Source organism: Burkholderia sp. AU4i (assembly GCF_000466765.1).
Classification (GTDB): Bacteria; Pseudomonadota; Gammaproteobacteria; order Burkholderiales; family Burkholderiaceae; genus Burkholderia; species Burkholderia cepacia.
In genome coordinates this window covers 40,877-67,694 of record NZ_ASSI01000107.1, presented here as the reverse complement: position 1 = coordinate 67,694, position 26,818 = coordinate 40,877, and the positions used below count along the sequence as shown (strand labels likewise).

Sequence of the window (26,818 nt, the reverse complement as noted above, 5' to 3'; positions counted from 1 at the left end):
GAGTATGAAATGAAACGCGAAGATCTGATTGGTGCACACATGGTCATCCGCCGTAACGGCGAGACCGTACCGTTCGACAGAGCGAAGATCGCAAACGCGATCGCCAAGGCATTCCTGTACGACGCACACGGCAATCTGTATCGCGCCGGTGTGTCGTCCCTGAGTGCCGCGCAACGTGTGAAGGTCGAGGAATTGACCAACGCCGTCTGTGCTGCCCTGAATCGTCGTGGGGAGAGCGCTGCTTTCCGCATCGAGGACATTCAGGACCAGGTGGAACTCTCGCTCATGCGTAGCGGTGAGCATGAAGTTGCACGCGGGTATGTGCTTTACCGCGAAATGGCTGCGCAGAAGCGCACGCCGGCGCCGACGCTGGGTCAGTACGATCACATCAAGTCGTATCGCCAGCGTGACGGTGCTGTGGTGCCGTTCGATGCGGCCTTCTGGATTGCGATCGTCGAGTCCGTGGTGTTTGGGCTCGAGAGCGTGTCGGCGAAGGACCTGTTCGACGAAGCAGTCCGGAACCTCTACAACGAGGCGAAGGAGACCGAGATCGAGAATGCGCTGGTTCTTTCGGCGCGTACGAAGATCGAGGTCGAGCCGCAACACGCGAAAGCGGCTGCGCGGCTCGTGCTTGCGTTCCAGCTTGGCCACGACGTTTTCGGCAAGCCGGTGACGTTGGACGAGGTAGCGGCAGGCTACGGCGAGGCGTTCATCCGCGGTATCGAGGATGGCGTTAAAGCCGAGCTTTTGACCGAGGATATGTCGAAGGGTTTCGATCTCGGCCGTCTTGCTTCGGCAATCCGTCCGGAGCGTGATGGGCTTCTCGACTATCTCGGCATGCAAACCCTGTACGACCGCTATCTGCTGCACGTCAACGAGCGTCGCATCGAACTGCCGCAGGCGTTCCTGATGCGTGTGGCGATGGGTCTGGCCCGGGGCGAAATCGAGCGCGAAACGCGTGCGATCGAGTTCTACGAAGTGCTGTCAACGTTCGACTACATGTCGAGCACACCGACACTCTTCAACACGGGCTCGCGCCGGTCGCAGCTGTCGAGCTGCTACCTGACGACCATTTCGGACGATCTCGAAGGGATCTACGACGGTCTGAAGGAAAACGCTCTGCTGTCGAAGTTCGCCGGCGGTCTGGGTAACGACTGGACGAACGTCCGTGCCATGGGCGCCTGGATCAAGGGTACCAATGGCAAGTCGCAGGGTGTTGTCCCCTTCCTCAAGGTGGTCAACGATACTGCTGTGGCGGTCAACCAAGGTGGGAAGCGCAAGGGTGCAGTCTGTGCCTATCTGGAGTCTTGGCACCTCGATATCGAGGAGTTTCTGGATCTGCGCAAGAACACCGGGGATGATCGTCGACGTACGCATGACATGAATACGGCGAACTGGATTCCTGACCTGTTCATGAAACGCGTGATGGAAGGCAGCGACTGGACGCTGTTCTCGCCGAACGACGTGCCGGATCTTCACGATCTGTATGGCGCGAAGTTCGAGGAGCGCTATGTGCAGTACGAGGCGCAGGCAGATGCCGGCGTTATCAAGCTGTACAAGCGACGTCCGGCCGTTGAACTGTGGCGCAAGATGCTCGGCATGCTGTTCGAAACCGGCCATCCTTGGATCACGTTCAAGGACCCGTGCAACATCCGTTCCCCGCAGCAACATGTCGGCGTGGTGCATAGCTCCAACCTGTGTACCGAAATCACGCTGAACACGAGCGACGTGGAAATTGCCGTCTGTAACCTGGGCTCGGTCAACCTGGTCAACCACGTCAAGGATGGCCAGATCGATCACGAGAAACTGCGTCGTACCGTCCGCATTGCGATGCGGATGCTCGACAACGTGATCGACATGAACTACTACGCGGTGGCGAAGGCTCGTTCGGCGAACCTGAAGCACCGTCCGGTGGGTCTGGGCCTGATGGGATACCAGGATGCGCTGTACATCCTTGGCATTCCGTTCGGCAGCGAAGCGGCGGTCGAGTTCTCGGACCGTTCGATGGAGGCTCTGGCGTACTACGCCTACGAGGCTTCGTCGGATCTGGCAGCGGAGCGCGGCGCTTACTCCAGTTTCAAGGGGTCGCTGTGGTCGAAGGGTGTCCTGCCGTTCGACTCGCTGAAGTTGTTGGCTGAAGCTCGTGGCGAGCAGTACCTCGAAGTCGATCAGAGCATCACGATGGACTGGGACGGCCTGCGGGAGAAGATCCTGAAGCAAGGGATGCGCAACTCCAACTGTATCGCGATCGCGCCGACGGCAACGATCTCGAACATCGTGGGGGTGTCGGCGTGTATCGAGCCGCAGTTTCAGAACCTGTACGTGAAGTCGAATCTGTCCGGAGAGTTCACTCTGGTCAACGAGTACCTGATTGCCGAACTGAAGAAGCTCGGCATCTGGGACGAGTTGATGCTGGCCGACCTGAAGTATTACGAAGGGTCTGTTCAGCGTATCGACCGCATTCCCGAGGAGATCAAGGCGCGCTATGCAACGGCGTTCGAGATCGATCCGAAGTGGCTCGTGGAGGGAGCTGCCCGCCGGCAGAAGTGGATCGACCAGGCTCAATCGCTGAACATCTACATCGCCGGCGCGTCGGGCAAGAAGCTGGACGAGGTCTACAAGCTGGCATGGGTTCGCGGTCTGAAAACGACCTACTACCTGCGCACGATGGCGGCCACGTCGGTGGAAAAGTCGACCGTGGCATCGGGAACGCTCAACGCGGTTACCCCGTCCGCTCCGGCTGCTGTTGCTCCGCAGGTCGCCGCGGCGCCGGCTCTGGAAGCGGACGGTCCGGTCTGCACGATGCGTCCGGGCGATCCGGGCTTTGACGAGTGCGAGGCCTGCCAGTAGCAGTGCTGGTGGACTCGCGATGTCTTAATCGCAGGACGGCCTTCGGGCTGTCCTGCATCTTCTCGTTGTGGAGTTTGAGATGGAAATATCTTCATCCTTCAGCGCGGTTGCTCACGCGCATGCAGGTGGTGCCACCGGTCGTGTCGATGCTGCTGACAAGAGGATCATCAACGGCAAGACCGATGTGAACCAGCTCGTACCGTTCAAGTACAAATGGGCGTGGGAAAAATATTTGAATGGCTGCGCGAACCACTGGATGCCGCAGGAGATCAACATGGCGCGGGACATTGCGCTGTGGAAAGACCCGAACGGCTTGACGGCCGACGAACGTCGGATCATCACCCGGAATCTGGGGTTCTTCACGACTGCCGACTCGCTGGCTGCGAACAACATCGTGCTCGGTACCTACCGGCATATTACCGCACCGGAATGTCGCCAGTTCCTGCTTCGGCAGGCGTTTGAGGAGGCCGTGCACACGCACGCCTATCAATACATCGTGGAGTCCCTTGGACTGGACGAAGGGGAGGTCTTCAATGCCTATCGAGAGGTTGCTTCGATCAAGGCAAAGGACGATTTCCTGATTCCGTTCATCGAGACCTTGACCGATCCGTCGTTCACGACGGGAACGGTCGAGAACGATCAGAAGCTGCTTTTGAGCTTGATCGTTTTCGCATGTCTGATGGAAGGCCTGTTCTTCTATGTCGGCTTTACGCAGATCCTGTCTTTGGGCCGGCAGAACAAGATGACGGGTGCGGCGGAGCAGTACCAGTACATCCTTCGGGATGAGTCGATGCACTGCAATTTTGGTATCGACCTGATCAATGCGATCAAGCTGGAGAATCCGCACCTGTGGACTGAATCGTTCAAGCAGAAGGTGGACGAGGTATTCAAGCAAGCTGTACGCCTCGAATATCAGTACGCGGAGGACACCATGCCCCGCGGCGTCCTCGGTCTGAATGCCGATCTCTTCAAAGGTTATCTGCGTTTCATTGCCAACCGGCGAAAGACTCAGATCGGTCTCAACCCGGATTTCGAGGGCGAGACGAACCCGTTCCCGTGGATGAGCGAAATGCTCGATTTGCGGAAAGAGCGCAACTTTTTTGAGACTCGAGTGATCGAGTACCAGACGGGCGGCGCGCTCAGCTGGGATTGATGGTTGCGGTCGCTGGCGTTGCCAGCAGCAGTGACAACGTACGGCACCCGGGTTTCCGGGTGTCATTTTTTTAAATGGAGAAGTCTATGAAATACAACCGCAGTAAAAGCAAAAATCCGCGGGCAGTTCGCGTGGAGCAGGCAATGGCTCGCGAGGCCAATGCCAGATGTCACCTTGAATCGACGAGAAGCGAGCTGAAGCTGGCTCGCAAGCGAATCAGGGAATTGGAATCCGAAGCACAAAGTCTTCGCGAGAAGGCTCTGGAAAAGGGTTCCAGCAAGAGGTTGGGTAAGGACGTGTTCCAGGACGCACTGTTCTTCTTCGTTATTGCCCTGCTTCTTGAAGTCGGGAAGCCCTTTCTGGAAACGGAGTTTGAAATCCAGGGCGAGAGTTCCCAGACTGCCATCATCGTGGTAGTCATGCTCGTGATGGCAATGATGTACTGGGGTGCGAAGAAGGTCGATTCCCGGCTCGAGGCTCAAGGGAGGCAACTCCTGAGGCATCAGCCGTCGGGAACGTAAAAGTGGTTACCTATTCGGTATCCAGTGTGACCCGAGACCCTGCACTGCAGGGTCTTTCCACATGGCCGCGAAAATTTCCCGACAAGAATTCACCTGTACTATAATTTTGCTACCTAGCTGGGGGTCGATACTAGCCTGAGCCGGAAATCGGCACTTTTCCCTTCCTGAGACGTCACAAGCATGCATGAGTTGGATGCTTGTGAGGTTTTTTGTGCTCCGGCACAGAAGGGCTGCCTGGTATGCCCGTCCTGCGTTTGATCTGGACTACCCAGGCCTCAGGGTTTATCCCTCACGTCGTGCCTTTCCGTTCTGGATAGGCAATTCTCCTTTCGAGTGTTCTTGGTTTCGAGGCCCCCCAGAGCGATCCCCAACGTTCTGGGGGGCCCCGATTCCGGGGTTCACGTTCGACAAGGAGATCAACATGAACGTCCAACCCCAGGTGTCTGATACCCAGATCATGGTGCAAACGGGGCGGGGGCTCCCCAGCATTGCTGATGGACTTCCCCAACCGCGTTCCGCCTTTCCTGCGTTGGCCCGTCGCGCGTTCATAGAAGAGCGCGCCTCGGACCCATGTCTGAGCCCGAGACTGGCAATCAGTCTGGCTACTTCAAGCGAGAGTTCTGCATATGATGTCCTGGCCGATGTCGTGATGGCCGGACACGATGGTGTGCCGCTGCTCGTCGATACGTCGGCGCCAGTGACATCCACGGATGAGACGATTTCCATCGATACCTCACGCGGGTTGCTTCTGCACTCGATCGGACGGCTCTATGAGTCGTCGCGACGAGGCAACCTGTCGGACGGTACGTTTCCGATGGTCGTGATCAGCGAAGATCATCTTGCTGACGCGGCATCATTGGGAACCGCGGAAACGTATGTCCGTGTCGGCAACGGCCGGCGCGGATCAAGCGCGGGAGTCGCGCAGTCGCTGATCGCATTCGAGTCTCTTGGGACGGGGGTCAGCGGCGTATTTTTCGACGAGAGTTCAGTGGTTCGGGATGGCTGCGGCGGCATCTTTGGAACGAATTCCGAGTTTGTCGGCGCGAACGAGGCGGTCACGGGGATCGTTTTGAACTTGTGTGATTACCTCGTGGAAATTCCTGGCAAGAACACCCAGCTCGACGACAGGCGGCTCAAGGAGCACGTCCGCCTGGCGGTTCGCGATCTTGACGCGATGCACGACGTTCATGCGATCGGCGGGAATCTGGAGCGATCCAGTGAAGCCCGACGCATCGCCATCGGAATCTCGGGCATTGCCTCAGCACTCCAGAAGCTTGGGAGCGCAGGGGACGCGGATAAAGCCAACGCGGCGCTTGTACAGCTGGCTGGGATGATCCGTGATGAAGCCTATGACGCTTCGTGCGATCTCGCACGGGAGCGTGGCGCTTCGGCATGGTTCGATTGCGCGGAATTCGATGCCGGACCCGTGTCGGAACTGCTGTCGCCAGAAGTGGCGGAGCGTGTCCGCATGTATGGACTCAGGAACGTGCAGATTTTCGGGTGGGGCCTGGTTGCGGACCGTCCGGTTTCTGTGCACGCCGTCGGACTGACGTCGGACGGATGTATCGATGCGGTGCGAACCGCGGAGGGGGTCGGCCAGCAGTTGCAATGGCATACTGCGATTTCGGAAGCCTTCGGCACGAAGTACCTTGCAGAGGTACTGGTACCGGACAACTGGGGCGCTGAGCAGGTGGGGAAACTCGCCGCACGGTGTCAACAGGGAGGCCTCTGGGGCGTGTCTGTACGCTGATAGCGTACGGCGGCCGTGCATATGGGCTTGGCCGGCCCATTTAGTCGGGAGACTTCTTTGCAAAGCGAGGCGTTTGCAAAGAGGTTTTTTGCGCGTAGCGCAGAAAGGGTAGCTGGCACACCTATCTAAGTCAGCCATTCGTTTGTCAACCCTACCGGGGATTTCATGCCCGGTAGGGGGCATGGAGTCTTCGGGGTTTCCAGGAGATCTCCATGTCGCAGCAAACCGAAGTCCGAACCCTCGAAAAGGTTCTCTGTTTCAGTATCGAAGCCCATATCTGGTCCGGCCGGCGCAAGCTGAAAACGACCGATATCGGCGAAGTCGAAGATCTGCCGCACGGTGACCTTGCGTCGCTGGGTAGCAAGAAGGTGATCGACAGCGAGCACCTCAAGGTGTTCGATAAGCTCAAAAAGCGGGCGCAAAAGGCTTGTGAAAGCCGCGGAGTGCGTTTCCTGGGCGGCTATGCCATCCCGGCCGGGAAGGCGAAGCTGGTCGCCGATGATCTCGACGCAATCGCGGCCGAATACGAGAAGGAGCGTACCCATCTCGTGTCGAACTACGACCGTCTGATCCTCGAGTGGCAGAACGCGCCGCAAAATCAGGAATGGGCCCATATCATCAAAGACGAAGCGCCCGAAAAGGCGTACGTCGAAGGTGCTCTGGGATTCCGCTGGCAGGCGTTCAAGGTTCGCTCCGTCGGCGAGTCGGAAGAAGATTTCGACCAACTGTCGGGTGGCCTGAAACAAGCCGAGCAGGGGCTGGCTGGGACGCTCTTCCGAGAGATTGCCCAGGAAGCAGCGGCGTTTGAAGAACGCACCCTGTCGTTCGGCAGCGAGAGGAAGGGCCAGGCTCGTGACTATGTCACGCAGCGTTGCAAGAACGCGCTGCAGGCGATTCGCGAGAAGATGGAGGGCCTCGCCTTCCTTGACCCGTGTGTACGTCCGATCATCGAGACCATCGACTACAGCATTAAGTTGCTGCCGGAGAAGGGCAAGATCGAGGGTATCCATCTGACGACCCTTTGGGGTCTGACGGGGATCCTCAAGCGACCGGAACGCATGCGCGCGTTTGGCCAGCAGTGTCTGGAGTCGGGGGACGTCGCCTCGACTTTCAACCTCGCCGTCGGTCCGCGCTTCGGTGCGGCGGACGAAGAGGGTGACGCACCGCCGGTCGCGGTGCCGATGGCTGCTCCCCAGCAGCCTGTTGTGAGCGCTGGTTCCCCAGCATCTGTCGGCCGTCCTGGCCCGGCAGTTCCGTCGATGCCGTTGCCTTTGCCGCCCCAACCGGGCATGGCGACGGGCTTCGGGATCTAAACCCGAAGGGGCGTAACGATCGCCCCTTCGGGGGCGATTCTTTCTCGAAGGAATCGCATGAACATCAATACGCTGAAAGGCGCCTTGCCCATCGCGGCCAGGCTGCTTGCGGAGAAGTGTGGTCTGAAGGTGCGCATTGGCGGTAATCGAGCCTATGCGAATCCCAGCGAGATCGTGCTTCCCGATCTTCCAATCGAAGTAGAAAAGGCTCGAGTCCTCGGTCTCGGGTTTGTCCTCCACGAGGGGGCGGGGCATATCGTTCATACCGACTTCGAGTCGGTTGAGGCGATGGACCTGCCGGCGTTCACTTACCGGATCTACAACGCGCTCGAGGACGTGCGCATAGAAGGCCTGGTGGAGCGGCGCTACCCTGGTGCCAATCGGATCTTTACGGCAATGCGCGAAACCCTATCGAAAGACGGGCAACTTCGCGAAATGTCGAATTCCTCCGATCTGGCTGAAGCTCTGATAACCGCGACGATGCATACGTTGAACTGGCGACAGCTCAAGCGAACCTTCTTTCAGGCTCGCGAGGCGATCGCCGTGCAGTGGCTTACGAGTGCGTTCGGCAGTTCCTTTGCGGACGCATATCTTACGGTCATCGGCAAGGTTCAATTCGCACACTCGTCGGCCGATGCCGCCCAGATCGCTGTCGAGGCCGTTTCCCTACTGCAGCAGTATGCAGAGGAGAACTCGGATCCGGAGCAGGATTTGAGCGAGCCGGAAGCCGATGGTCAGGATGAGACCAGCGGGGATTCCTCGAAGGCTGATTCCGATGCGAACGTCGAAGCAGGATCTGCCGGCGATAGCAGTCAGCCCGGCGACAGCGGGCAAGACGGCGAATCCGGTGATGACGGTGACGTTCAGTCCGATCCTGCGTCGGCTGATCCAGCCGCGGCGGGCGAAAACGGTAGTGGTTCTGCGGCGGAGGGTGATGCGACGTCGACCGACGAAGCGGGACCTTCGCAAGGTCCCGCGGACGCTGAATCCGATGCGGCCGAGGATCCGTCCTCGGCGCAAGGCGGTTCTGCTGATGCCGAGGGTAACGCCGAAATGCAACCGGACGGCGACCAGTCGCAAGGTGACGCTGGTTCTGCGACCGACCTGGGTGATGGTGCACAGCCGAGCGGCGATTCGAAGGCGGGCGATGGTACCCAGATGGGCGACGGTTCGGGTCAAGAACCTGGTTCTGTTGCTGCTACTGAAGATGGCGGGGGCGAGGGCGCCTCGGCTGACGACGGGCAGCAGCAAACGCAGGTGAATGATTCAGGAGCGTCGTCGTTGGACCTCTCTCAGAAAGCGACGTCGTGCAATGTTCGTGCGGCGTTGGGCGCTGGCTACAACCCCGGAGAGGATCTCGGGGAAATAGTTCAGGGCATGCTGAACGGCATGGCGGCTGAGTCGGAGGCGCCTCCTGTTCTGTCGAACGCGATCCCGTTCACGGAAGAGATCGAAGACAACGGCGAAATCGTCCAGCGCGTCAAGCGCGAGTCGATCGCGCTGCGTCGGAGATTGACGACGGCTCTGGAAGCAGTAACGCAAACCAGAAGCTGGGATGCGTATGCGGGTGAACGGCTTTCCAATCTGGGTGCTCTCAGGCTGTCGACTGGCGACCTGAACATCTTCGAGCGGGAGTCGTCGCGCACCAGCATCGACGTGGCCATCCACCTGCTTCTGGATCGTTCCGGAAGTATGCGATTGGAAGAGCGGATGACGTTGGCGATGGATACCTGCACCGCGCTCGGTATTGCTTTAGGGCAAATCGACGGGGTACAGGTGGCAACGTCCGCGTTTCCGGCTGGATCGAAGGAGTGCGATCGGGATGTTCTCGTGCTGAATCGCTTCGGCGAGCCGGTGCGGAAACGTGCCGGCCGGATCGCGGCGGTTCGAGCGGACGGTCACAACACGCCGCTCGCAGACGCGATGCTGTATGGCCAGTATTCGCTGTTGTCGACCAAGGCGACCCGGCGGATTCTTCTGCCGATAACCGACGGTATGCCGGACAGCAAGGAAGGCGTGGTGGATGTGGTTGCATCGTGTCAGCGCTGGGGTATTGAGGTGATGGGTGTTGGTATCGGCCTCGATATCTCCGGTGTGATTCCCAACAGCATCTGTATCACGGAGGTTGCAGATTTGCCGACCCAGATGTTCGAGCTGCTTCGCAAGCATCTCGTTCTGAAAAAGGCGGCGTAGGCCGGGCCCGGGGGGAAATCCCCCCGGTTTTTCAACTGCAGTAGCAAAAGGGGTAGACGATGAGCGTTGATGTGCTCGAGCGTCGGCTTGAGAATGAAAGGCAGGTCGCCGAAGCTCAGTCGCGTTCGGATGGTCGTTGGCCTGACTTGCTGCAGGTGGCCGGCCTGGACGAACAGTATCTGCGACTGAAGCGAAACGGTCCGTGTCCTTTTTGTGGGGGCAAGGACCGATATGTCTTTACCGACAAGTACGGTGATGGAAGTTACTTCTGCCGCGGATGCGGCGGCGGCAACGGCCTCAAGCTGCTGAGCGTGGTTTTCCCTGAGAAGACGTTCATGCAACGTGTTCGCTGGGTGCTGGAGTCACTTGGGGCGGGTTTGCCCGAGTCTCCGGTACGTCCACGCAATGCAGATGCACCGCGCCGGTCTGGCGAGCCGATGAGCAAGGAGGAGTTTGCTCGACGCAAGGCTCGCCACGTAAAGCTTTGGAACGAGGCTCGGCGAATCTCGGTTGGTGATCCGGTCTGGAAGTATCTGACCGGGCGTCTTCCCGAGCTTGATCCGGCTGATATTCCTGCTGTTCTTCGGTTTCACCCTGCCCTGCCGTATTGGGAAAAGAACGAGGACGAGAAGTTTGTTCTTGTTGGGAAGTTCCCCGGCATGGTGGCGGCAATTCAAGGACCGGATGGTGTCTGCTGCAACATCCATCGCACCTTCCTCACGGAGGATGGTGCGAAGGCCCCGGTACCGAGCGTGAAGAAGAAGGAACTCTCACTTGAAATCAAGGGGGGGGCCATTCGACTCTACGCTCCGACTAGCCGGGAACTGAGCGTTGCGGAAGGCATCGAAACGTCCCTTGCTGTCCGGGTGTTTCGCCGTGAAACTTGCTGGTCTATGGTCGACGCTGGCGGAATGGAGGAGTTCGATTTCTCCGTGCTCGACGATATCGATCTGCTTCGGATCTACCAGGACAATGACCTTCCCGACAGTCGGGGAGTTCGTCGTGGCTTCCTGGCAGGCGAGAAGCTCGCTGAGCGCGCGAAGGCGATGGGCAAGCGAGTGATCAAGTACGCACCAGCCAAGGCCGGGACGGACATGCTGGACTTTGTTCGTTCGCTACCAAAGCGGTCATGAAGATAGGTCGGAATCGACCTGAACAGAAAGCGCCGGGGGAACTCGGCGCTTTTTTTATGGGGAGCAGACATCCCCTTGCAAGGCTGTTCGCAATCAGTATCCTGTCGCTATAACGTCAGGCCAATCAAATGAGTAATCAGATCGATCGTCTTACCATTCATACTCAAGCTGAAGAAGAGCGCTTCGTGTGTACGTGGCGGCTCGGGCGCAAACAGGGCATCGTGTATGTCACGGTGGAGGCAGATGTTGCCGAGAAGGATGTTGTCGCGGAGTTGAGCGCGCTGCATTACCTCGTCGAGGACGTCCAATTGATGGGTGACAATCGGAGCGGAGCGAGCCTCGAGATCACGATCTCCAACCCGACCATCTTGGATCTACGAAGCGGCCGGAGCAAGAAGTCGCACCTGTATCCTTACGCGGTGCTGCTTCTGACGAAATTCCTCGAAGTCCCGCTCAACGTTGAGAAGGACTGCTCGTGGGTGGGTGAGGGTGCCAAGACCCGTGAGCGGCATCTGTTGGTATCTGAGCCGCTCAAGCTCTTCTTGGACGTGAAGGGACACGGCAAAGTCGGCGTACGGCAGCACAGCTTTGATCAATTCCGGGCACGGCTGAATCATGTCAGCGCGGTCGTCGCCTGGAAGGAGATGCAACGGGTCGCAAAGGCCGGAATGTCGCCTATTCGGAATCCGGAGCGGGGGAGCACCAAGCTATACCACGCAGAGAGTCATTGGGTGTTCGTGGTGGGCGACGACGGGTACTTCGTCACCGCCTACACTGACTTCAACGGGGGAAAGCATGCCCGGCAGGCAGTCGATACACCGGAGATCCGATGACATGGAGGCTTTGGGGCGCCTGATGTGCGGCATATCCAAAGCCAATGTCCGTCTGAGACAACTGGATCACGGTGTCGTCCTCAAAAGAGAACTCCCACTGAGAAGCGCCATCCTCGTGTGTCACCAAGGCCTTCAGCCTGGCGATGTACATCAATCCATCGTATTGGACGATGTAATGCCGATCCGCCTCAAGTCCCAGATTCTGGGTGGTATAGACGACCTTGTCACCGGCTTGGACGAGATCCATTGCCTCGCGGGCAGAAACGCTCCAATAGAAGAACAGCCCGATCCAACCAATGGTCGAAAATTCCTTGATGCGTTCGGGCAACGACATCTGAATCGGATTGTGCCCGGACGGATCGTAGAGGAGGTAGCTGTTCAAGCTTCCCACGCCGATCAGGTAGTCGGGCGTGACGTTTAGACGTCTGGCGAGATCGATCAGGATGTCATAGCTCGGGACGAACACGCCGGACAAGTACTTATATGCCGTCGGCGATGTGACCCCTATTAAGTCCGCAATGTACCGGCTCCGGGCAAATCCGGTAGTCGGAAGTCCTCTTGCGTCAAGAATCGTATGCAGACGCTTCCCGAACGTCTGCCTGACGGCGTCGATGCCGCTCTTTTCCATGGTGGCGCACCCAAAAAGTGAGTTTTCTGCTCAGTATTATGCCGCAGGTCAGTTACCCCGGACGACAAAAGTCGAGGGCGGATACCCCGGAATCCATTTTGTCAAGCTGTTTTGTCAAGCCCAATGCGCATGTGAAATTTCAGTCCAGGCCGTCGGATCCCCCAAGTTTGCCGACGGCCGAAACCGACCAACAGTTAACGGCACGGTAAGGAAGAACCTGAGCTTTGTCGAGTGCGGTACCTAACATTGACGAGCATAAAGGACTTGACGCTTGCATTCCATCGCGGACTTGGGTAGATTCCCGTCAGGAACACTTCCTGTCAAGAAGTTGTTTCCCCAAAAAAGGATGTTAAGTAAAGGTTATCGACCAGTGACCACGATCGAGGGTTTTCAGAAATGTGTCCTATTCTTGAGCTTGCCGCGCTTGAAAACGTAAAGGCCGTCGAGAATCGCTGGAACGCGGTTCGCATGAACCAGACGCGCGCGATGCTCGTGTACAAGCTGAGCAGCGAAGCCGTTGACGTCCTTCTCTCGACCCCCCTCGAAGTTCTTGTTGAGAAGGTCAAGGATGCAAACCAGGCGATTTTTGTGGACAACCAGTTCACGGATCTCCTCAAGGTTGTGACGGTTCAGGCGGCGCCGAAGTCCACCGTACAGAACGTCATTGCTCTGCGCGGCTGATCATGAAAAATCTGCAGCTACGCTTCTACATCGAGCACGAGCATAGGCTCAAGCGCCTGTGCGAGTTCGGCGCCCGTCCCAAAACGATGCAGGCGCTCCTGTCTCCTCGCGGCGGCGTACACATCCAGACCTTCCGCGAGATATTTACCCAGCTCACCGGCCGTACACCCAAGCCGGGCATGTCTCCGGCGCAGGACTACGCGTTCTTGCAGAAGCCGGGCTGGCGCTTCAAAGGCAGCCTGATCCTCCAAGCCTACATACGCCTCTGCGAACTCGGTGCGCACCACATCGACTCCCTGATCGAAGCTTACGCATTCTTCCTTGAAAGCTCCGAACCGGAAAAGAGCTCTGAGTTCTCGTTCGAGCGGGCTCTGATTTTGGTTCGCGGGTTCGAGACGGGTGATCTTCGGTTCACGAAGTGCGCCTGCTGCTCATCCCATCATGTGCATGAGCGAAACGAACCCGTGATGTGCCCGGTGTGCAACAACGGGAACTTCGGCGGATCCCGCAAGCGCCACAGGAACCGCGTTCTTGCGACATTCCATCAAGCGGGGTAAGTGATTGTTTCCGGCTGCTCGCGCAGCTCCCACTATTCTGCATCAAATTTCGAACGTTGTAAGCATCTTCTTTCTCATCAGGAAGAATAGTCAAATCTGAGTGGCGGAAGTTGACAATCCGTCTCAGATTTCTGTCAGGAAAGGTAAAGCGAGGAAAGACTGTTCTTTTGACGAACGTTTCGCGCTTTCTCGGGTAGGTGGCAGAGCATAGACTTTTTTTATGCTCAAAAAACTCCTACAGCGGCTGACAGGCCGATCGGACGAGACGTCGCAGGAAGCCCCGGTTGTCGCGCCGGTTGTGCTTCAACGACATGCTGCGTCTAAAGTTCGTGTGGACACGGTAGCGTCGCGTGTTCCCGTTTATCCCCCTGTCGATCCGGGCATTGAGGTCCTGCCGGTCGATAGCATTGTGGAAAGCCAGTCTGCCATGGTCGCGCGGATTCGCACCGTAGCGGGGGGTACTGAAGCGGATTTCTCCGACATGTACCTATCGGTGATCCGGAACCTTGCCGAGTACATACACCTTCTTCCAGCTTCTCGCCAAGAAACGCACACGGGCGCCGGCGGTTTGTTCCGCCTGTCGCTGGAAATGGGCTTTTACTGCTTGCAGGCCTCCGAGGGGGTGATTTTCACCCCGACCGAAGGTGTGGAGCGCCGTCATAAGCTTGAGCCGCGGTGGCGCTACGCAGCGTTCCTGGCAGGGGTCTGCTCGGAGCTGCACCGGCCGCTGGCGTCCTTGATCGTCAGTGGGCCGGATGGCGCTCAATGGCCCAAGTACCTGCTGCCTTTGCATCGGTGGTGTGGTGAAGGCGGCTTTGACCGGTATCACATTTCCTGGCAACCCGAACCGCGCTTTGAGACCGCGTCGGCAAAGGGCGAGGTGTCGGCGATGATTAGCCGTATCGTTCCCGATCGCTGTCTGCAATACCTCGAAGCCGGTTCGCCGGCGATCGCTCCCATCGTGTTCTCCGTTGCGACTGGTGTGGCGCGAGACAACGAAAACTCCGTTGCAGAGCTCGTTGCGCGGATTCGAAAGCGCGTCCTGGATCGCGACAAGGCGGTTCGGCCGGATTACTACGGCACGATGGTCGTGGGTAACCATCTTGAGCCTCATCTTCTCGAGGCGATGCGTACGCTTATTCGTGACGGCAAGTGGAAGATCAACGAGGAAGGGGGCCGCGTATGGTTCGGTGCGGACGGTCTGTTTGTGATCTGGAAGAAGGCCGCGGAGGAACTGTCGCGGGAAATCGCTCAAAAGGGAATTCAGGGTGTGCCGACGGAGGCAAACACGCTCGCCGAGGCCCTGCTGAACGCGAAGGTCTTTACGGCGAAGGTGGACCGCGATCCGTATTGGAAGGTCGTCCTTCCCAACGGCAAGGAATACGTCGCAACCAAACTCGTCAACCCTCTTAGCCTGCTCGGCGATATCGAGGTATCGCCGTTACCTACGGCGTTGGCGGGCGGAATTGCTGCTCCGGTCGCAGCCCCGCCCGGCGGTAGCGTTTCGCAAATGCCGGCGGCGACACCAACTACTGCGGTATCTCAAGTGGCTGCGCCTCCGCAGACTCCCGCGCCAGTCGGGGCCACCTCCACTCCGGGCGAGGCTCCGAGGCCGCCGGCACCGGCCGGAAAAGCGCCGGACAGGCTGACGTCATTGATGCAACAACAAGCGCAGTCACGGTCGGCGATGCGGACGCTGGATCCGACGGAACTGGGCGAGCGAACGTCAGAAGAAGCGATCGCAGAGCGTGTTGCTGAGGGAGCAAATCCTCCCGCCGCAAAACCGGATGTTGACGTGGCAACAGTGGAACAGGCTGCAAACACAAGCGGAACGCCTGGCATCGCAGAAGGTACGCAGAGCCTTGCCGATTCGGGCGAGGGGCAGGGTGTGCGCGGCAGCAAGAAAGCGCGGGCGGGTAGGGATGATGGCGCGGCACCCGCGCAAAAGAATGTTCCACCTTCGACCGGCGGCGCCGGGAATCGGGGGGGTATTCAGAAGCAAGATGCTCCTGCACAAGCCAAGCTCCCGGCGCCAGCTGAGCAGGCCGAGTTCTCATACGTTCAGCTTCTGCCCGAGCAATTTCGGCGCAAGTTGAAGCCGTTCCTTGGGGAAACGTTAGGGCGTTTGATTGCGGATTATCGATCGGGAGAGTTCAACGACAAGTTCCTGCTCGACCGCGATGGCTTGTGCGTGAGCTTCAAATACGCGGGAACCCTCGGCGCCCCTCTCCCGGCAGTGATTGAGGAGCTCGATCACCTGAACATGCTCTACGTCGACCCTTCCAATCCTGGCAAGAAGCAGCACCACCGGAAGCTACCGGGCTCGGATAAAGACGCACCGTGCCTCGTCTTGGCGTCACACGCCGTTCAGTATCTCGAGATCATCCAATGATCATCAACTACCAGAATCTATTCCGTCCGACCTATGAAGCACGATCGGCTTTCGCGTGGGGCGTGTCGTTAGCTTCCATGACTGGCATCGCATTAGCGTCCGATGTTCACACGAATGCCTTCGTATGGATGGGCGCCGGTTCGGCTGCAATGATGCTGTGGCGAGCCAAACAAACTCAGAGTATCTGGAACTTCAAGGCCAATCTTGCGGGCAAGCCTTTCACGTTTCTGAAGGCTGATGTTGTTCGCGTCAATCTTCCGAAGTTCGGGGACAACCTCTGGCTTGGCTGGGGTTATCGCTGGGAACCTAGTCATACCCAACAGGCCACCGAGATCATGAAGCGGGATCTTGCGGCCGTGTACCCGCCGAAGTGGTTTCTCAAGGCTCGCGGCCTGAAGGGACCGCAGCTCGACCCCAAAAACGCGAAAGGCCTCCAGTGGATCCACGGGCTCGAGGAAGAGGGGGACATGCTGATGCCCCTATCGGCGATGCAGGGACACACCGCGGTGCTGGCGACGACGGGGGCGATCAAGACAACGCTGTATAGCCTGCTCGTCTATCAGCTTGCCTTGCGCGGGTACACGATCATTATCATTGACCCGAAAGGGGATCACGATCTGAAGGAGATCGCGAAGAACGCCGGCACGCTTTCGGGGCGACCGGAGAAGGTGATCACGTTCCACCCTGCGTTTCCGTCGGAGTCCGTGCGTATCGACACGCTCAAGAACTGGGACCGGGAGACCCAGGTGGCGTCGAGAATTTCTTCACTCATCCCGAGCGATGGGGACGAGTCATTCCGCTCGTTCGTGTGGATGCAGGTCAATCACGTTGCGCAGGCGTTGATTTATACCGGCACAAGGCCGTCCTGGTCGTCCTTGCTTGATGCGATCCAGAACCTCAACGGCGCACAAAAGCTGCTGGAAAAAGCACTGCGTATCTTCTTCAGGCAGAACGTCCCGGGGTGGGAAGCTCAAGTGGCACCCGCCGTCGCAAAATTCAACAAGCCGGAAAGCAAGAAGAACAACGATATGGAAGGGGCTTCGGCCGAGCTGCGGGCCTACGTGGAGTTCTTCGAATCTGAAATCCCGCTCAAAGATCAGCCACGACAAATCAAAGGCCTGATCAGTACGGTGCGCTCAAACCGTGAATGGTTCGCGAAGATGATGGTGCTGTTGCTGCCGCTGCTCACCAAACTTACGGCTGGGGAGCTCGAAGGGCTACTCAGCCCGGATTACGACGATATCGACGATCCCCGGCCGATCTTCGACACGAAAAAGATCTTCGACGGTGGGTACATCTTCTACGCAGGTCTCGACTCTCTGAGCGATTCGGAAGTTGGATCTTCGATCGCGGCAGCACTCCTGTCTGATATGCAGGCCGTTGCCGGTGAACGATACAACTACGACAAGAACATCAAGGATAAGTCCCGCATCGTCGTCTTGATCGACGAGTGGGGCGATGTGATGTGCGAGCCGGTGATTCAAGAGTTGAACAAGGGCCGTGGAGCCGGACTGGACATCATCGCTTGCGGCCAGACATTCGCTGACCTTGCCGACAAGCTCGGTTCGGAGGTCAAGGCCAAGCGGATGATCGGCAACTTCAACAACCTGATTGCCGGTGCAACGCAGGACGAAGAAACGCAAAAGATCATTGCCGAGAAGATTGGTGAAACATACATCAAGAAGATTTCGCGCAGCCACGGACGCAATTCGAAGACTGAAGACCACGGAATTGAATTCGGTGGGTCGATCAGCGAGACGGTATCCGAGGAATTGGTCGACCTGTTCCCCATCACGTTGATGAGCAAACTGCCGGATTTGCATTACATGGCTGTTTGGAACCGCGGGACGGTTGTCAAGGGGCGCATTCCGAAGCTCGTTCTGTGACGAGTTGGGCACACTTTATCGGTTGAAAGAGAGTTATGGAATCGCAGGTTATCGATCTGTCGGGCATGGAATTTCGTAGGCGGACCAAGGGCGCTGTGGAAGTGCCTGTGTCCAGCATCTGCAAACAGGGTGACGTGATCCTGTCGAACGTGCTTCGTTCGACCGAGCGTAAGGCTGCGGCCAAACCGATTTTCTTGCAGTGGCCAACGCTGCAGCAATCGGCACTGAAGTTTTGCGAAATCCTGTCCGATCGCTACCCGGGCGCGGTGGGGACTTCGCTGGTGGAAGAGGCGATCCAGCGCGCGATCGAGCGCTTCGTAGAGGTCTATGAGACTTCACGCAGAAGCACCGATTCGATGGTCGCCTTTCTCGAATCATTGGCGCTGTCTGCTGACATTGCCATGGAGTACAGCGCTGTTGGTTTTGATGAGGCAGGTAACCGCCGGGTATGGCCGCCTTTCGAGGAACCCATTGGTTCGTGGGCAAGACGCCTTGGCCTTCAGAAAGTGCGATTCGTCCGTGTCCCGCCGGCAGAACCTGATGTGCTCGTAGGGAATCGTTTTCTGCTGTGCAGTCGGATTATGACAGCCAAGGACATTGGTAGGGTCAGCGAACTGCCAAGCGGCTCGTTGGATATTCGAGCACATGGGAGGCAGTGATGAAGTGGGGCTTACATCTTAAATTTTGGATTCTCGTGACCCTGGTGCTGATCCTCGCCGTCCCGGCGATCGTCTCGGTGCAAGACGGGCTTGACCGGATCTCACGTGAGGTGGAGATGACGAGGGCGGTCTTCGGGGATGAAAAGACCGAGACTATTGTCGACAGCGCAAAAAGCGTCTACGGCACCGCCTTCGTGAAATCCGGGTTCATCGCGGACCTGAACAAAACTCACTTTTCACAAGCTGACTACAGGAAGGCGCACGCCCTGAGCGGAGCGCTCAAGCACTTTGGAACAATCACCAACTCGTACTTCGGTTCGATGGTGATCAATCTCTACGGGATGATGATCCGCCTGTTTATCGTGTGGCACTGGCTTGCCTTCGTTGGTCCCTTCCTGATCGCTTGTGTGGTCGACGGATACATGACCCGTGCCAAAAAGCTTGCCGAATTTGCCTACCAGAATCCCAGCGCTTTTTCCCTCGCTGCGCACGTGCTTCTCTGGATCATTTTCTTCCCAGTCATGTACCTCGTGGCACCGATCCCGGTGACACCTCTGTTCGTGCCGATTTGGGCACTCGTGATGGCCCTTCCTGTGGCGGTGATGCTCTCCAATTCGCAGCGAATTTTCGGTTCCTGAGCAATTGTCGGGGGGAAACCCCCCCGCTTTACGTTGCGTTTCCGCGTAGTTCCTGACAGGAAGCTTGGGTAGATTATGCAATGACTGAATAGGCGAGGCTGTAACGCGTCGTCAAAACGAGGACAACGATGAGCGATTTGAAGAGAGATGGCCGCAGCAGCGGCCGAAACAGTCTGCTCGAAATGGTCATGAACTGTTTGGGCACGATCCGGGAGTGGCTCGAGGACGCGACCGTGACAGACATCATGATCAACCGCCCGGACGATGTCTGGGTTCAGCAGGGGGGGAAGAAGTTCTGCAGCGGGGCGAAGATCTCGGCCGCCCAGATCGAGGCCGCCATTACCCTTCTCGCTTCCAATTCGGGCATCCAGGTGAGCAACGAATCGGCAGACGCGATCGTAAGTACGAAGCTGCCCGGGTTTCGTGTGGAGGCAACACTTCCGCCGGTCGCCGTCGATGGCCCGACTATCGCGTTCCGACGCAACAACATGGTCGTCAAGGCCATGTCCGACTGGGTAGAGCAGGGTGCTCTACCCCAGGAAGTGGCGGACGTTCTGGCGGATACGGTTCGTCGTCGTCTCGGCGTCGCGATAGTCGGAGGTACGGGTTCGGGGAAGACGACATTCGCGAACACTCTGCTGGGATGTTTTCCGCCCGACGACCGAATCATCACCATCGAGCAGGTTCCGGAACTCGTCGTCAAGTCGCCGAACAACGTGCGGTTGCAGATCAACCCGCAGCTCAAGGTTACGGCTAAACGCCTGCTAGAAAGCGTGCTGCGGCAAAACCCTGACCGAATTGTGCTCGGCGAGGCCCGCGGTGCTGAAGCAAACGACCTTCTTCAAGCGGCCAATACGGGGCACGAAGGTCCTCTGGTGACGTTGCACGCGAATAACGGTGCGGAAGGCCTGAATCGCTTCGAGGACATGGTGGCGCAATCAGCAGATGCGCCGGATAGCCGGGAAGGCATTCAGGCTCGAATTGCCAGTGCTTTCCAGGTGATGGTGTTCATGAAGTTGGTCGGCGACGACCGGATCGTGGCAGAAGTAGTAAAGGTCGACGGCTTTGATCGGCAGTCGAAAGAGTACAAAACCACTCTCATCTATAGGAGTAGCAGATATGAAACGTTTGATGTCCCGATGCTCGGCGGCGATCAAGGCGAGCTCGCCCGAGCAGCGTAGGGTCGTACTCGGGTCGCTGCTGGCTGTCGCGCTGGTCTCGTCGTCGCAGGCCTTCGCGACGCTTACGCTGCCGATTACCGGCATCCTGTGCGACTTCTTCAACCTCATGACGGGCCAGGTCGGCTACGCGATCTCGGGGATCATCGTGGTGATCCTCGGCATCATGTGGGCGGCTGGCGAAGTCAGTGGATGGGTCGGTCGTGGTCTCGCCGTGATCGTCGGCATCTCGATCGCGCTGCAGGCGGCAACGTGGCTCGGCGCGATCCAGACTGACGGCGGCGGCACGGGCAGCGGCTGCTCGGGCGCGTAAAGGGGATGAGATGGATTACGAACCTCGAACCACGGTAATCCACTCGTCCCTGATGCGTATCAAGACGATCGCCGGAGTGGAAGAGCGTCTCGCAAAAGTCCACCTGGCGATCGCGATCGCAATGTTGGGAGTGTGGCGGATCTGGCTGTACTTCCCGTTTTGCGTAGCAGTGCACCTTTTCCTGGTGTGGCTGACGAAGCGTGACGAGAACATCTTCCTGATCTACACGCAGTACAGCCGACAGTCCGACGTCTATGACCCCTGGGTCCGGATCGATCGGAAATCGAAAGTCAAACGGCCGCATGGCTTTGGGCGTGACATCTTATGTTGAGTATCAAGGCAGTCCTCGGCTCATATCTGAAATCGGTAAAGAGTTTTTCGGAACTCGTACCGTGGATGGGTATGAACGCCGCAGATATGGTGTTCAACCTCGACGGATCGATGATGGTCGTGTACGAGGTTGCGGGTATTGATGCCGAGGGCCGTCTCCCGATCGAAACGGATGGGTTTGTCGAAAACTTTGAGCGTGCTCTCAAGGGATTTGATGAACATATCCTAGTTTGGTCCATCATGGACCGCCGTCGGACGGAATACTATCCGGACGCAGATTTTCCGACGGCGATCGGCAAGTTCTTGGATCTGTCGTGGAAACAACACCTGTTCGGCCAGCGGCAGTACGAGAACCGTCACTACTTTGCAGTGGTCTACCGCAATCTCGGTGGCTCGGGCGGCTTTTTCGACAAGCTGACGAATCACATGGATCGGCACAAGGTTGGGATGTTCAAAGCCTTGAGTGCGATCCTGTTCTCCGCCACTTCGGCGAAGAAGAACGCGGCGCTCGCATTTGAGCAGTTTGACGCACACGAAACTCACTTTCGCCAGATTCTCGAAGAGTTCGAGACGACGGTGAACTCGCTTGGCTTTCGCCGACTGCAGAGCAACGAGTTGATGACGTTCATGCACCAGCGTGTGAGTCCGCCGAACGATCATCACCGCGTCGCAATCCCGGATATTCCGGTGTACCTCAATACGTACCTGCCGGACTCGACGCTTCGACGGAAGAAGAAACACCTTGAATTCGAGGGTGACGTCACGCGCTACGTGGGCGCAATGAGCGTGAAGAACTGGCCAAACATCATCGCGCCCGGCGTGACTGACCCGCTACTGCAAATTGACGGTGAAATAACCGTCAGCCAGTGCTTCGAGTTCTGGGGCAACGAACGGGCGAAGAAGTACATCCAGGCGACGCAGGACCATTTTATGGCCAGCACCAAGCGTTGGACGACGCACTTGGTGGAACAGATGACGAAAACGGAGTCGGACAAGATCGATGCCGGCAAACTCGCGTTGGCCGAAGACGCGTCGTCTGCGCTGGAAGATCTGACGGCGCTCGACCGTGCATACGGGCACTACAACATGACCATTCTCTGCTACGGGGATACCGAAGAAGAGATGGAGCAGACGCTAAAAGACGTCGGCAGCACGATGCGCACCGCTGTCGGTGCGAAGGTGGTTCGCGAACGAATGTACGCGCTCTCGGCGTTCACGGCGACATTGCCGGGCCAATGGGCAAACATCGTCCGATGGGGCTTCATCAACGTGGGGAATCTTGCTGATCTGGCACAACTCCGAGCGATTCGGACCGGCGAACGTCGAAATTCGCACCTGTCAGGGCAGCTGCAGCGCCCGATTCCGGCTTTGGCACTTTTGCCGACCGAGCACAACGTTCCATTCAACTACAACTTCCACCAAGGGGACTTGCCTCACTTCTTCGTGGTGGGCCCGTCGCGTTCGGGTAAGACGACGCTGCTCAATTTCCTGATTTCGCAGTTCTTCAAGTATCACCCGTGCAATGTCCTGATCTTCGATAAGGACTATTCGTGCTATGTCGCCTCGGGTCTTCAGGGTGCGAAACATATCGACATGAACCCCAGCACGGGCAAGGCACCTCGCATGAATCCTCTGCGCGTCGTGAATGATCCGACGAAGCGGGGATGGCTCATGCGGTGGCTGCAGCTGATCGTGACTCTTCGGCAATACGAGTGGAAGACCGAAGACGAGCTCGACATGAACAAGGCGCTCAACATGCTGGCCGATCAGCCGCCGGAAAACTGGCGACTGTCGCGCCTCGCAGACTTCATGAAGGCGATTTCGAACGATCTGTACAAGGAGTTGCAGCCCTGGCTTGAGGACGGTGGCACGTACCCGCATTTCGATAGCTCGGAGGATGACTTCAAGTTGTCGTCGTTCACCGACGTTGAGATGGGAGGGTTACTCGAGGATGAGATCCTTGCCCCTGTCTTTATCGACTACGCATTCTTCTGCATCGACGAGATGCTGGTTCTTGATCCGGAGCAAGGGATCAAGCCGACGCTGATCTACCTCGAGGAGGTCTGGTATCTCTTCAAGAACAAAAAGCTGCGTGAGCGCTTCGACAACTGGCTACGCACACTCGCCAAGAAAAATGCGATCGTCGGCATGACGACACAGTCGCTCAAGGAAATCGCCGACAGCGACATCTTCACCACGATCATCGACAACATTCAGAACCGGATTTTCCTCCCGAACCCGAGCGTGATGGCGCACTTGGACCTGTATCGCAACAAGTTCCAGCTCAACGATGAGCAGATCGAGCGCATCCGTACAGCGACGCGGAAGGTGCAGTACTACTTCGTGAATCCCGAGGGTATGTCACGCATGGCAAACGTCCGTTTTCCGGCTGAGATGCTCGCCTGCCTGCGGTCGGACCAGCTCGCGATTCAGAAATATAAGGAATTCCGCGCCAAGCTGGTTCCCGATTGGGAAGAACAGTACATCGAGGAAATGGTGCGCTTGGGGGAGGTCGCAAAAAATGAATAAGGCCGTCGCTGCTTTCCTGGCCGTCCTCTTTTCGGGCTCGTGCTACGCCGGCGGAATGCCGGTGTTCACGGGCGGTTTGGTGTTCGATCCGACCAACTTCTCGCAGAACGTAATCAAAGCTGCGCAGACTGCCCAGAAGGTAATCCTGGATGGGCAGAAGTATGCGCTGCAAATCCAGCAGTACGAGATGCAGGTCAAGCAGTTGGCGGCGATCAATCCGCAGCAGCTTGCAGCGTTGGGCGGTGTCTCTGTTACCAATCTGACGGCCGTGAACAATTATGTGTCCAGCCTTCAGAACGTCGTTGGTGATTTGAACAATGTGTCGACCGCGTTGAATAACCGTTTCACGGAGGCTCAACTGTCCGGACAGACGTGGTCTCAATATCTGGCATCACAACAAGCGGCAATCAAGGCAAGGGTCCAGTCGGCACAGATCCGCGCTCAAAACGAAGCTGCGACGTTGCAATCGGTTCAGAACGACTATGCGATGGCGGCGCAGTGGCAGGCGCGAATCCCGGCCACGATGGGAACGAATGAGGATGTCCAGTTGCTGAATACGCAGATGAACCGAGTTCTCATGCAGAACTCGCAGATCATCAAGATGCTCGCCGACAAGAATGGCGTACTCAAGGCAAATAGCGAGGCTGATGAGCTAGGCAGAAAGAATCAGGACGCTGCGGCACGGACTATTTTCAATGGCGCCATTCAGCAGGACAACCAGAATAGTCAGTCATTGATCAACGGTCTGCAGTAGTTCTCACACGATACGAAAGGAATAACCATGAAAAAGATTCTTGGTGCCGTACTGATGATGTGTGCTTCGACGGCGTCATTTGCCCAGTACATTGTTTTCGATCCAACGAATTACGCCCAGAACTTGATGACCGCGGCGCAGACGGTCCAGTCTGTTCTTAAGGAAACGCAGCAGTATTCGACACAGTTACTGCAGTACGAGAATGAGGTCAAGCAGCTCGCATCGATCGGCCCGGAGGCTTTGAACACGCTGAAGAGTGTCGGCAATCTCAATCTGACCAATATCAATGGCTACATCAACTCACTGAATTCGCTGTACGGCAATCTGTCCGGGATGTCGAACCAGATCTCTACTCAGTTCTCAGCAGCCCAGCTGAGTAACATGACGTGGGATCAGTATATGACGAAGCAGAAGCAGGATATCCAAAATGGCATCAGCGCGGCGAAGATCCGCGCGCAGAACGAGGCCAATACGCTTAACGCCATCCAGCAGGACTATGCGATGGCGCAGCAGTGGCAATCGCAGATCCCGACAACGTCGGGCATCCACGAGTCGATGCAGTTGATGAACCAGCAGATGAACCGGGTCGTCATGCAGAACGCGCAACTGATGCAACAGCTCCAGTCGACCAACGGTAGCGCGAAAGCGGTGGAAGAAATGAATAAGGCGATCGCAAAGCAGCGCAACAACGATGCACTTCAGTCTATCGACCAGACCATCAGCACCGACAACGGAAACATGAGCTCGCTGGTCAACGGATTGAGGAACGGTTCGCCTATCTACCGAACCTCCGGCAGCGGAGCGACGAACTGAAGGGGCCCGCCCGACGCATGGGCGGGTAAGTGTCGGTTAGGCGAATAGTTTCTAAGGAAGCCGGTATGTTCAGTGTGAGTGTGCAAATGTCATCGAAAAGATCGTCGGACCGAACGGGGATATCTGGGCTGCTATCGGTCGTGGCGTTTATCGCGTGCATGCTATTTTCGCTCTCGGCTTTCGCGCAGAACGCTGGCTCGTCGGGGATCTCAATTTCCGCGGCGGACTCGGGTTTCGTCTCTCAGGTGACGAACGATCTGAATCAACTGGAAAGCACGATTCAGTCAAATTTCAGCAATATGAGCGGTACCCTGGCTGCAGATGGTGCCGAACTGGAGTGGGTGCTCTTCAGCGTGATGTTCGTCTGGACAGCGATCACCGGAATGCTAAAGGGCGAGTCTTTGGGCGAGGTCTTCGCGCAGATCATCATCCAGATCCTAATGCTCGGCATTGTGATGGCGTGCCTGAACTCGAGCTCGCAGAACGCTCTTACACAAACTTTCTCCCAAATTTCGAACCAGTTTGGCGCTGGTACGAATTTGTCCGGTGGCTTCAAGAGTTTTTTCACCGCTATCTCCAGTCTTTGGGCAAGTGCGGACGGAAGCTCGACGTCGTCGGGGTCGAGTGGGAGCAACTGGTTTTCGTCGCTCTTCCATACGATCGGTGATTTCGATCTCGGCTCGATTCTCGCCGGTCTCGCAATTGTGATTCTGAAGTTGGCGACGACCGTGATTGTGGCCGGCGCCGCGGCGTTGTGGGCAGGGAATTACATCCTCTCGCAGATGAAGGTATATATCGGCTTGGCAGTTGCGCCCGTGATGGTGCCTTGGCTTCTGATGCCGTACACCACTTTCCTGTTCGATGGGTGGTTGAAGTACATGATTGGCGCCGGCATGATGCAGATCGTCGGCGCGATCATGATCAAAATGACCAACACCTTGATGACCACCATGACAACCGTTGCGCAGGGGGCGACGGCCACGAACGTCATTCTGTATGTGGTCCTGGTCGTACTCGCCTTGGTGATCGCCTACATGATGTCGGAGATCAACGGCATTGCGATGGGGCTGCTCCAAGGTGGTTCTCGGGTTGGCATGGGCTTTAGCGCCTGGAGTAGCGTGAAGAACTGGGGGCCGCATAGGGGCCTTGGTTCGGCCGCCCAGCGCTCGGGTCAGCTCGCGGGTAAGGGTGCTCGCGCAGCCGGCCAAGGCCTGAAGTCGGCCGGCCAGGCCGCGCTCAACCGGATTCGGGGTGGCGGTGGCGGGGTCCGTGGTGGCGGTGGGAGTAGCGGGTCCAGAAACACTATGTCCTCGAGCGGAGGCGTTCGGGCAACCATGGCGCAAGCACGCGGTGGCAGTACGTCCAAGCGCTAATTTTTCGACCTGTCGATAGGCATATGAAAGGAATGGCATGAGCACCACCGAGGCACAACGCGACGAACGCCAGACGAAGAGGTCTTTCCGGGAAGCATTTGTGGAAACGCTTCATATGCTTCGCGCGGGGCCGGATACCGAAGAGGAATGGGATGCGAGGGAAAGCCAGTTGCACGCAATGATTCGGGAGTCCGTCCCAAGTGCGATAGGGGTGACGCTGGCGCGGACGCTTATTGAGCAGCCCGTTGTCTTTCTCGTGGGGATCGGGGGGCTCCTCTTGTGGACAGTCCTGGAAGCGATCCCCTTCATCTACCGCCTTCTCTTCTAGTCACTCGTGGGGG

Annotated in this window: 23 protein-coding genes; 22 read left to right on the top strand and 1 reads right to left on the bottom strand. The window is 57.6% G+C overall.

The annotated features are described in order from the left end of the window. Positions 1-9 precede the first annotated feature (9 nt). The 8 genes from L810_RS24625 (at position 10) to L810_RS24590 (ending at position 11,746) form a co-directional block, all read left to right on the top strand. Complete coding sequence (locus L810_RS24625; RefSeq protein ID WP_021161023.1) at positions 10-2,850, top strand: ribonucleoside-diphosphate reductase subunit alpha; 2,841 nt, start codon at positions 10-12, stop codon at positions 2,848-2,850. A gap of 79 nt (positions 2,851-2,929) precedes the next feature. Beyond that, positions 2,930-4,003, top strand: coding sequence for a ribonucleotide-diphosphate reductase subunit beta (locus L810_RS24620; RefSeq protein ID WP_021161022.1), 1,074 nt, complete (start codon positions 2,930-2,932; stop codon positions 4,001-4,003). Between the two features lie 86 nt (positions 4,004-4,089). Next, the gene (locus L810_RS24615; protein WP_155836364.1) at positions 4,090-4,524 is read left to right on the top strand and encodes a hypothetical protein; all 435 of its coding nucleotides are present in this window, start codon (positions 4,090-4,092) and stop codon (positions 4,522-4,524) included. Positions 4,525-4,945: 421 nt separating this feature from the next. Then, positions 4,946-6,274, top strand: coding sequence for a hypothetical protein (locus tag L810_RS24610; protein ID WP_042975992.1), 1,329 nt, complete (start codon positions 4,946-4,948; stop codon positions 6,272-6,274). A gap of 212 nt (positions 6,275-6,486) precedes the next feature. Further along, entirely contained in the window at positions 6,487-7,587 is a 1,101-nt protein-coding gene (locus L810_RS24605; protein WP_021161020.1) for a DUF3150 domain-containing protein, read from the top strand. Positions 7,588-7,644: 57 nt separating this feature from the next. Beyond that, positions 7,645-9,780 (top strand): hypothetical protein, encoded by a 2,136-nt coding sequence (locus L810_RS24600; RefSeq protein ID WP_021161019.1) that lies wholly within the window; start codon positions 7,645-7,647, stop codon positions 9,778-9,780. Positions 9,781-9,839: 59 nt separating this feature from the next. Next, the gene (locus L810_RS24595; RefSeq protein WP_042975990.1) at positions 9,840-10,913 is read left to right on the top strand and encodes a DUF7146 domain-containing protein; all 1,074 of its coding nucleotides are present in this window, start codon (positions 9,840-9,842) and stop codon (positions 10,911-10,913) included. Positions 10,914-11,041: 128 nt separating this feature from the next. Then, positions 11,042-11,746, top strand: coding sequence for a hypothetical protein (locus tag L810_RS24590; protein WP_042975988.1), 705 nt, complete (start codon positions 11,042-11,044; stop codon positions 11,744-11,746). Here the strand turns inward: L810_RS24590 and L810_RS24585 are convergent. Beyond that, positions 11,694-12,374 carry a helix-turn-helix domain-containing protein gene (locus tag L810_RS24585; protein WP_042975987.1) on the bottom strand — a complete coding sequence of 227 codons (681 nt, stop codon included), beginning with the start codon at positions 12,372-12,374 and terminating at the stop codon, positions 11,694-11,696. The two genes, L810_RS24590 and L810_RS24585, sit on opposite strands and share 53 nt — an antisense overlap. Positions 12,375-12,842: 468 nt before the next feature. Between L810_RS24585 and L810_RS24580 the strand changes: the two genes are divergently transcribed. The 14 genes from L810_RS24580 (at position 12,843) to L810_RS24515 (ending at position 26,805) form a co-directional block, all read left to right on the top strand. Beyond that, on the top strand, positions 12,843-13,055 hold the full coding sequence (locus L810_RS24580; protein ID WP_249205786.1) for a hypothetical protein: 213 nt from the start codon (positions 12,843-12,845) through the stop codon (positions 13,053-13,055). Between the two features lie 2 nt (positions 13,056-13,057). Next, positions 13,058-13,612: a FlhC family transcriptional regulator gene (locus L810_RS24575; RefSeq protein WP_042975983.1), complete on the top strand. Its 555-nt coding sequence runs from the start codon at positions 13,058-13,060 to the stop codon at positions 13,610-13,612. Between the two features lie 220 nt (positions 13,613-13,832). Then, entirely contained in the window at positions 13,833-16,004 is a 2,172-nt protein-coding gene (gene mobH / locus L810_RS24570) for a MobH family relaxase (RefSeq protein ID WP_021161015.1), read from the top strand. Next, complete coding sequence (traD, locus tag L810_RS24565; protein WP_021161014.1) at positions 16,001-17,890, top strand: conjugative transfer system coupling protein TraD; 1,890 nt, start codon at positions 16,001-16,003, stop codon at positions 17,888-17,890. Before mobH ends, traD begins: the two co-directional genes overlap by 4 nt. Before the next feature lie 35 nt (positions 17,891-17,925). Then, entirely contained in the window at positions 17,926-18,549 is a 624-nt protein-coding gene (locus L810_RS24560) for a hypothetical protein (RefSeq protein WP_042975980.1), read from the top strand. Positions 18,550-18,584: 35 nt separating this feature from the next. Next, complete coding sequence (locus tag L810_RS24555) at positions 18,585-19,187, top strand: DUF4400 domain-containing protein (RefSeq protein WP_242610641.1); 603 nt, start codon at positions 18,585-18,587, stop codon at positions 19,185-19,187. 128 nt (positions 19,188-19,315) lie between these two features. Further along, entirely contained in the window at positions 19,316-20,368 is a 1,053-nt protein-coding gene (locus tag L810_RS24550; protein WP_042975976.1) for a CpaF family protein, read from the top strand. Further along, positions 20,307-20,678, top strand: coding sequence for a TrbC/VirB2 family protein (locus L810_RS24545; RefSeq protein ID WP_021161012.1), 372 nt, complete (start codon positions 20,307-20,309; stop codon positions 20,676-20,678). Before L810_RS24550 ends, L810_RS24545 begins: the two co-directional genes overlap by 62 nt. A 10-nt stretch (positions 20,679-20,688) precedes the next feature. Then, on the top strand, positions 20,689-21,009 hold the full coding sequence (locus tag L810_RS24540; protein WP_042975973.1) for a VirB3 family type IV secretion system protein: 321 nt from the start codon (positions 20,689-20,691) through the stop codon (positions 21,007-21,009). A gap of 71 nt (positions 21,010-21,080) precedes the next feature. Next, entirely contained in the window at positions 21,081-23,537 is a 2,457-nt protein-coding gene (locus L810_RS24535; RefSeq protein WP_242610642.1) for a VirB4 family type IV secretion system protein, read from the top strand. After that, entirely contained in the window at positions 23,530-24,291 is a 762-nt protein-coding gene (locus L810_RS24530) for a conjugal transfer protein (protein ID WP_042975970.1), read from the top strand. Before L810_RS24535 ends, L810_RS24530 begins: the two co-directional genes overlap by 8 nt. Before the next feature lie 27 nt (positions 24,292-24,318). Then, a complete protein-coding gene (locus L810_RS24525) occupies positions 24,319-25,104 on the top strand; it encodes a Conjugative transfer protein TrbJ (protein WP_021161009.1) in 786 nt (261 codons plus the stop codon). A gap of 158 nt (positions 25,105-25,262) precedes the next feature. After that, positions 25,263-26,477 carry a type IV secretion system protein gene (locus L810_RS24520; protein ID WP_051392312.1) on the top strand — a complete coding sequence of 405 codons (1,215 nt, stop codon included), beginning with the start codon at positions 25,263-25,265 and terminating at the stop codon, positions 26,475-26,477. Between the two features lie 37 nt (positions 26,478-26,514). Next, entirely contained in the window at positions 26,515-26,805 is a 291-nt protein-coding gene (locus L810_RS24515; RefSeq protein WP_042975968.1) for a hypothetical protein, read from the top strand. The last annotated feature ends 13 nt before the right edge of the window (positions 26,806-26,818 follow it).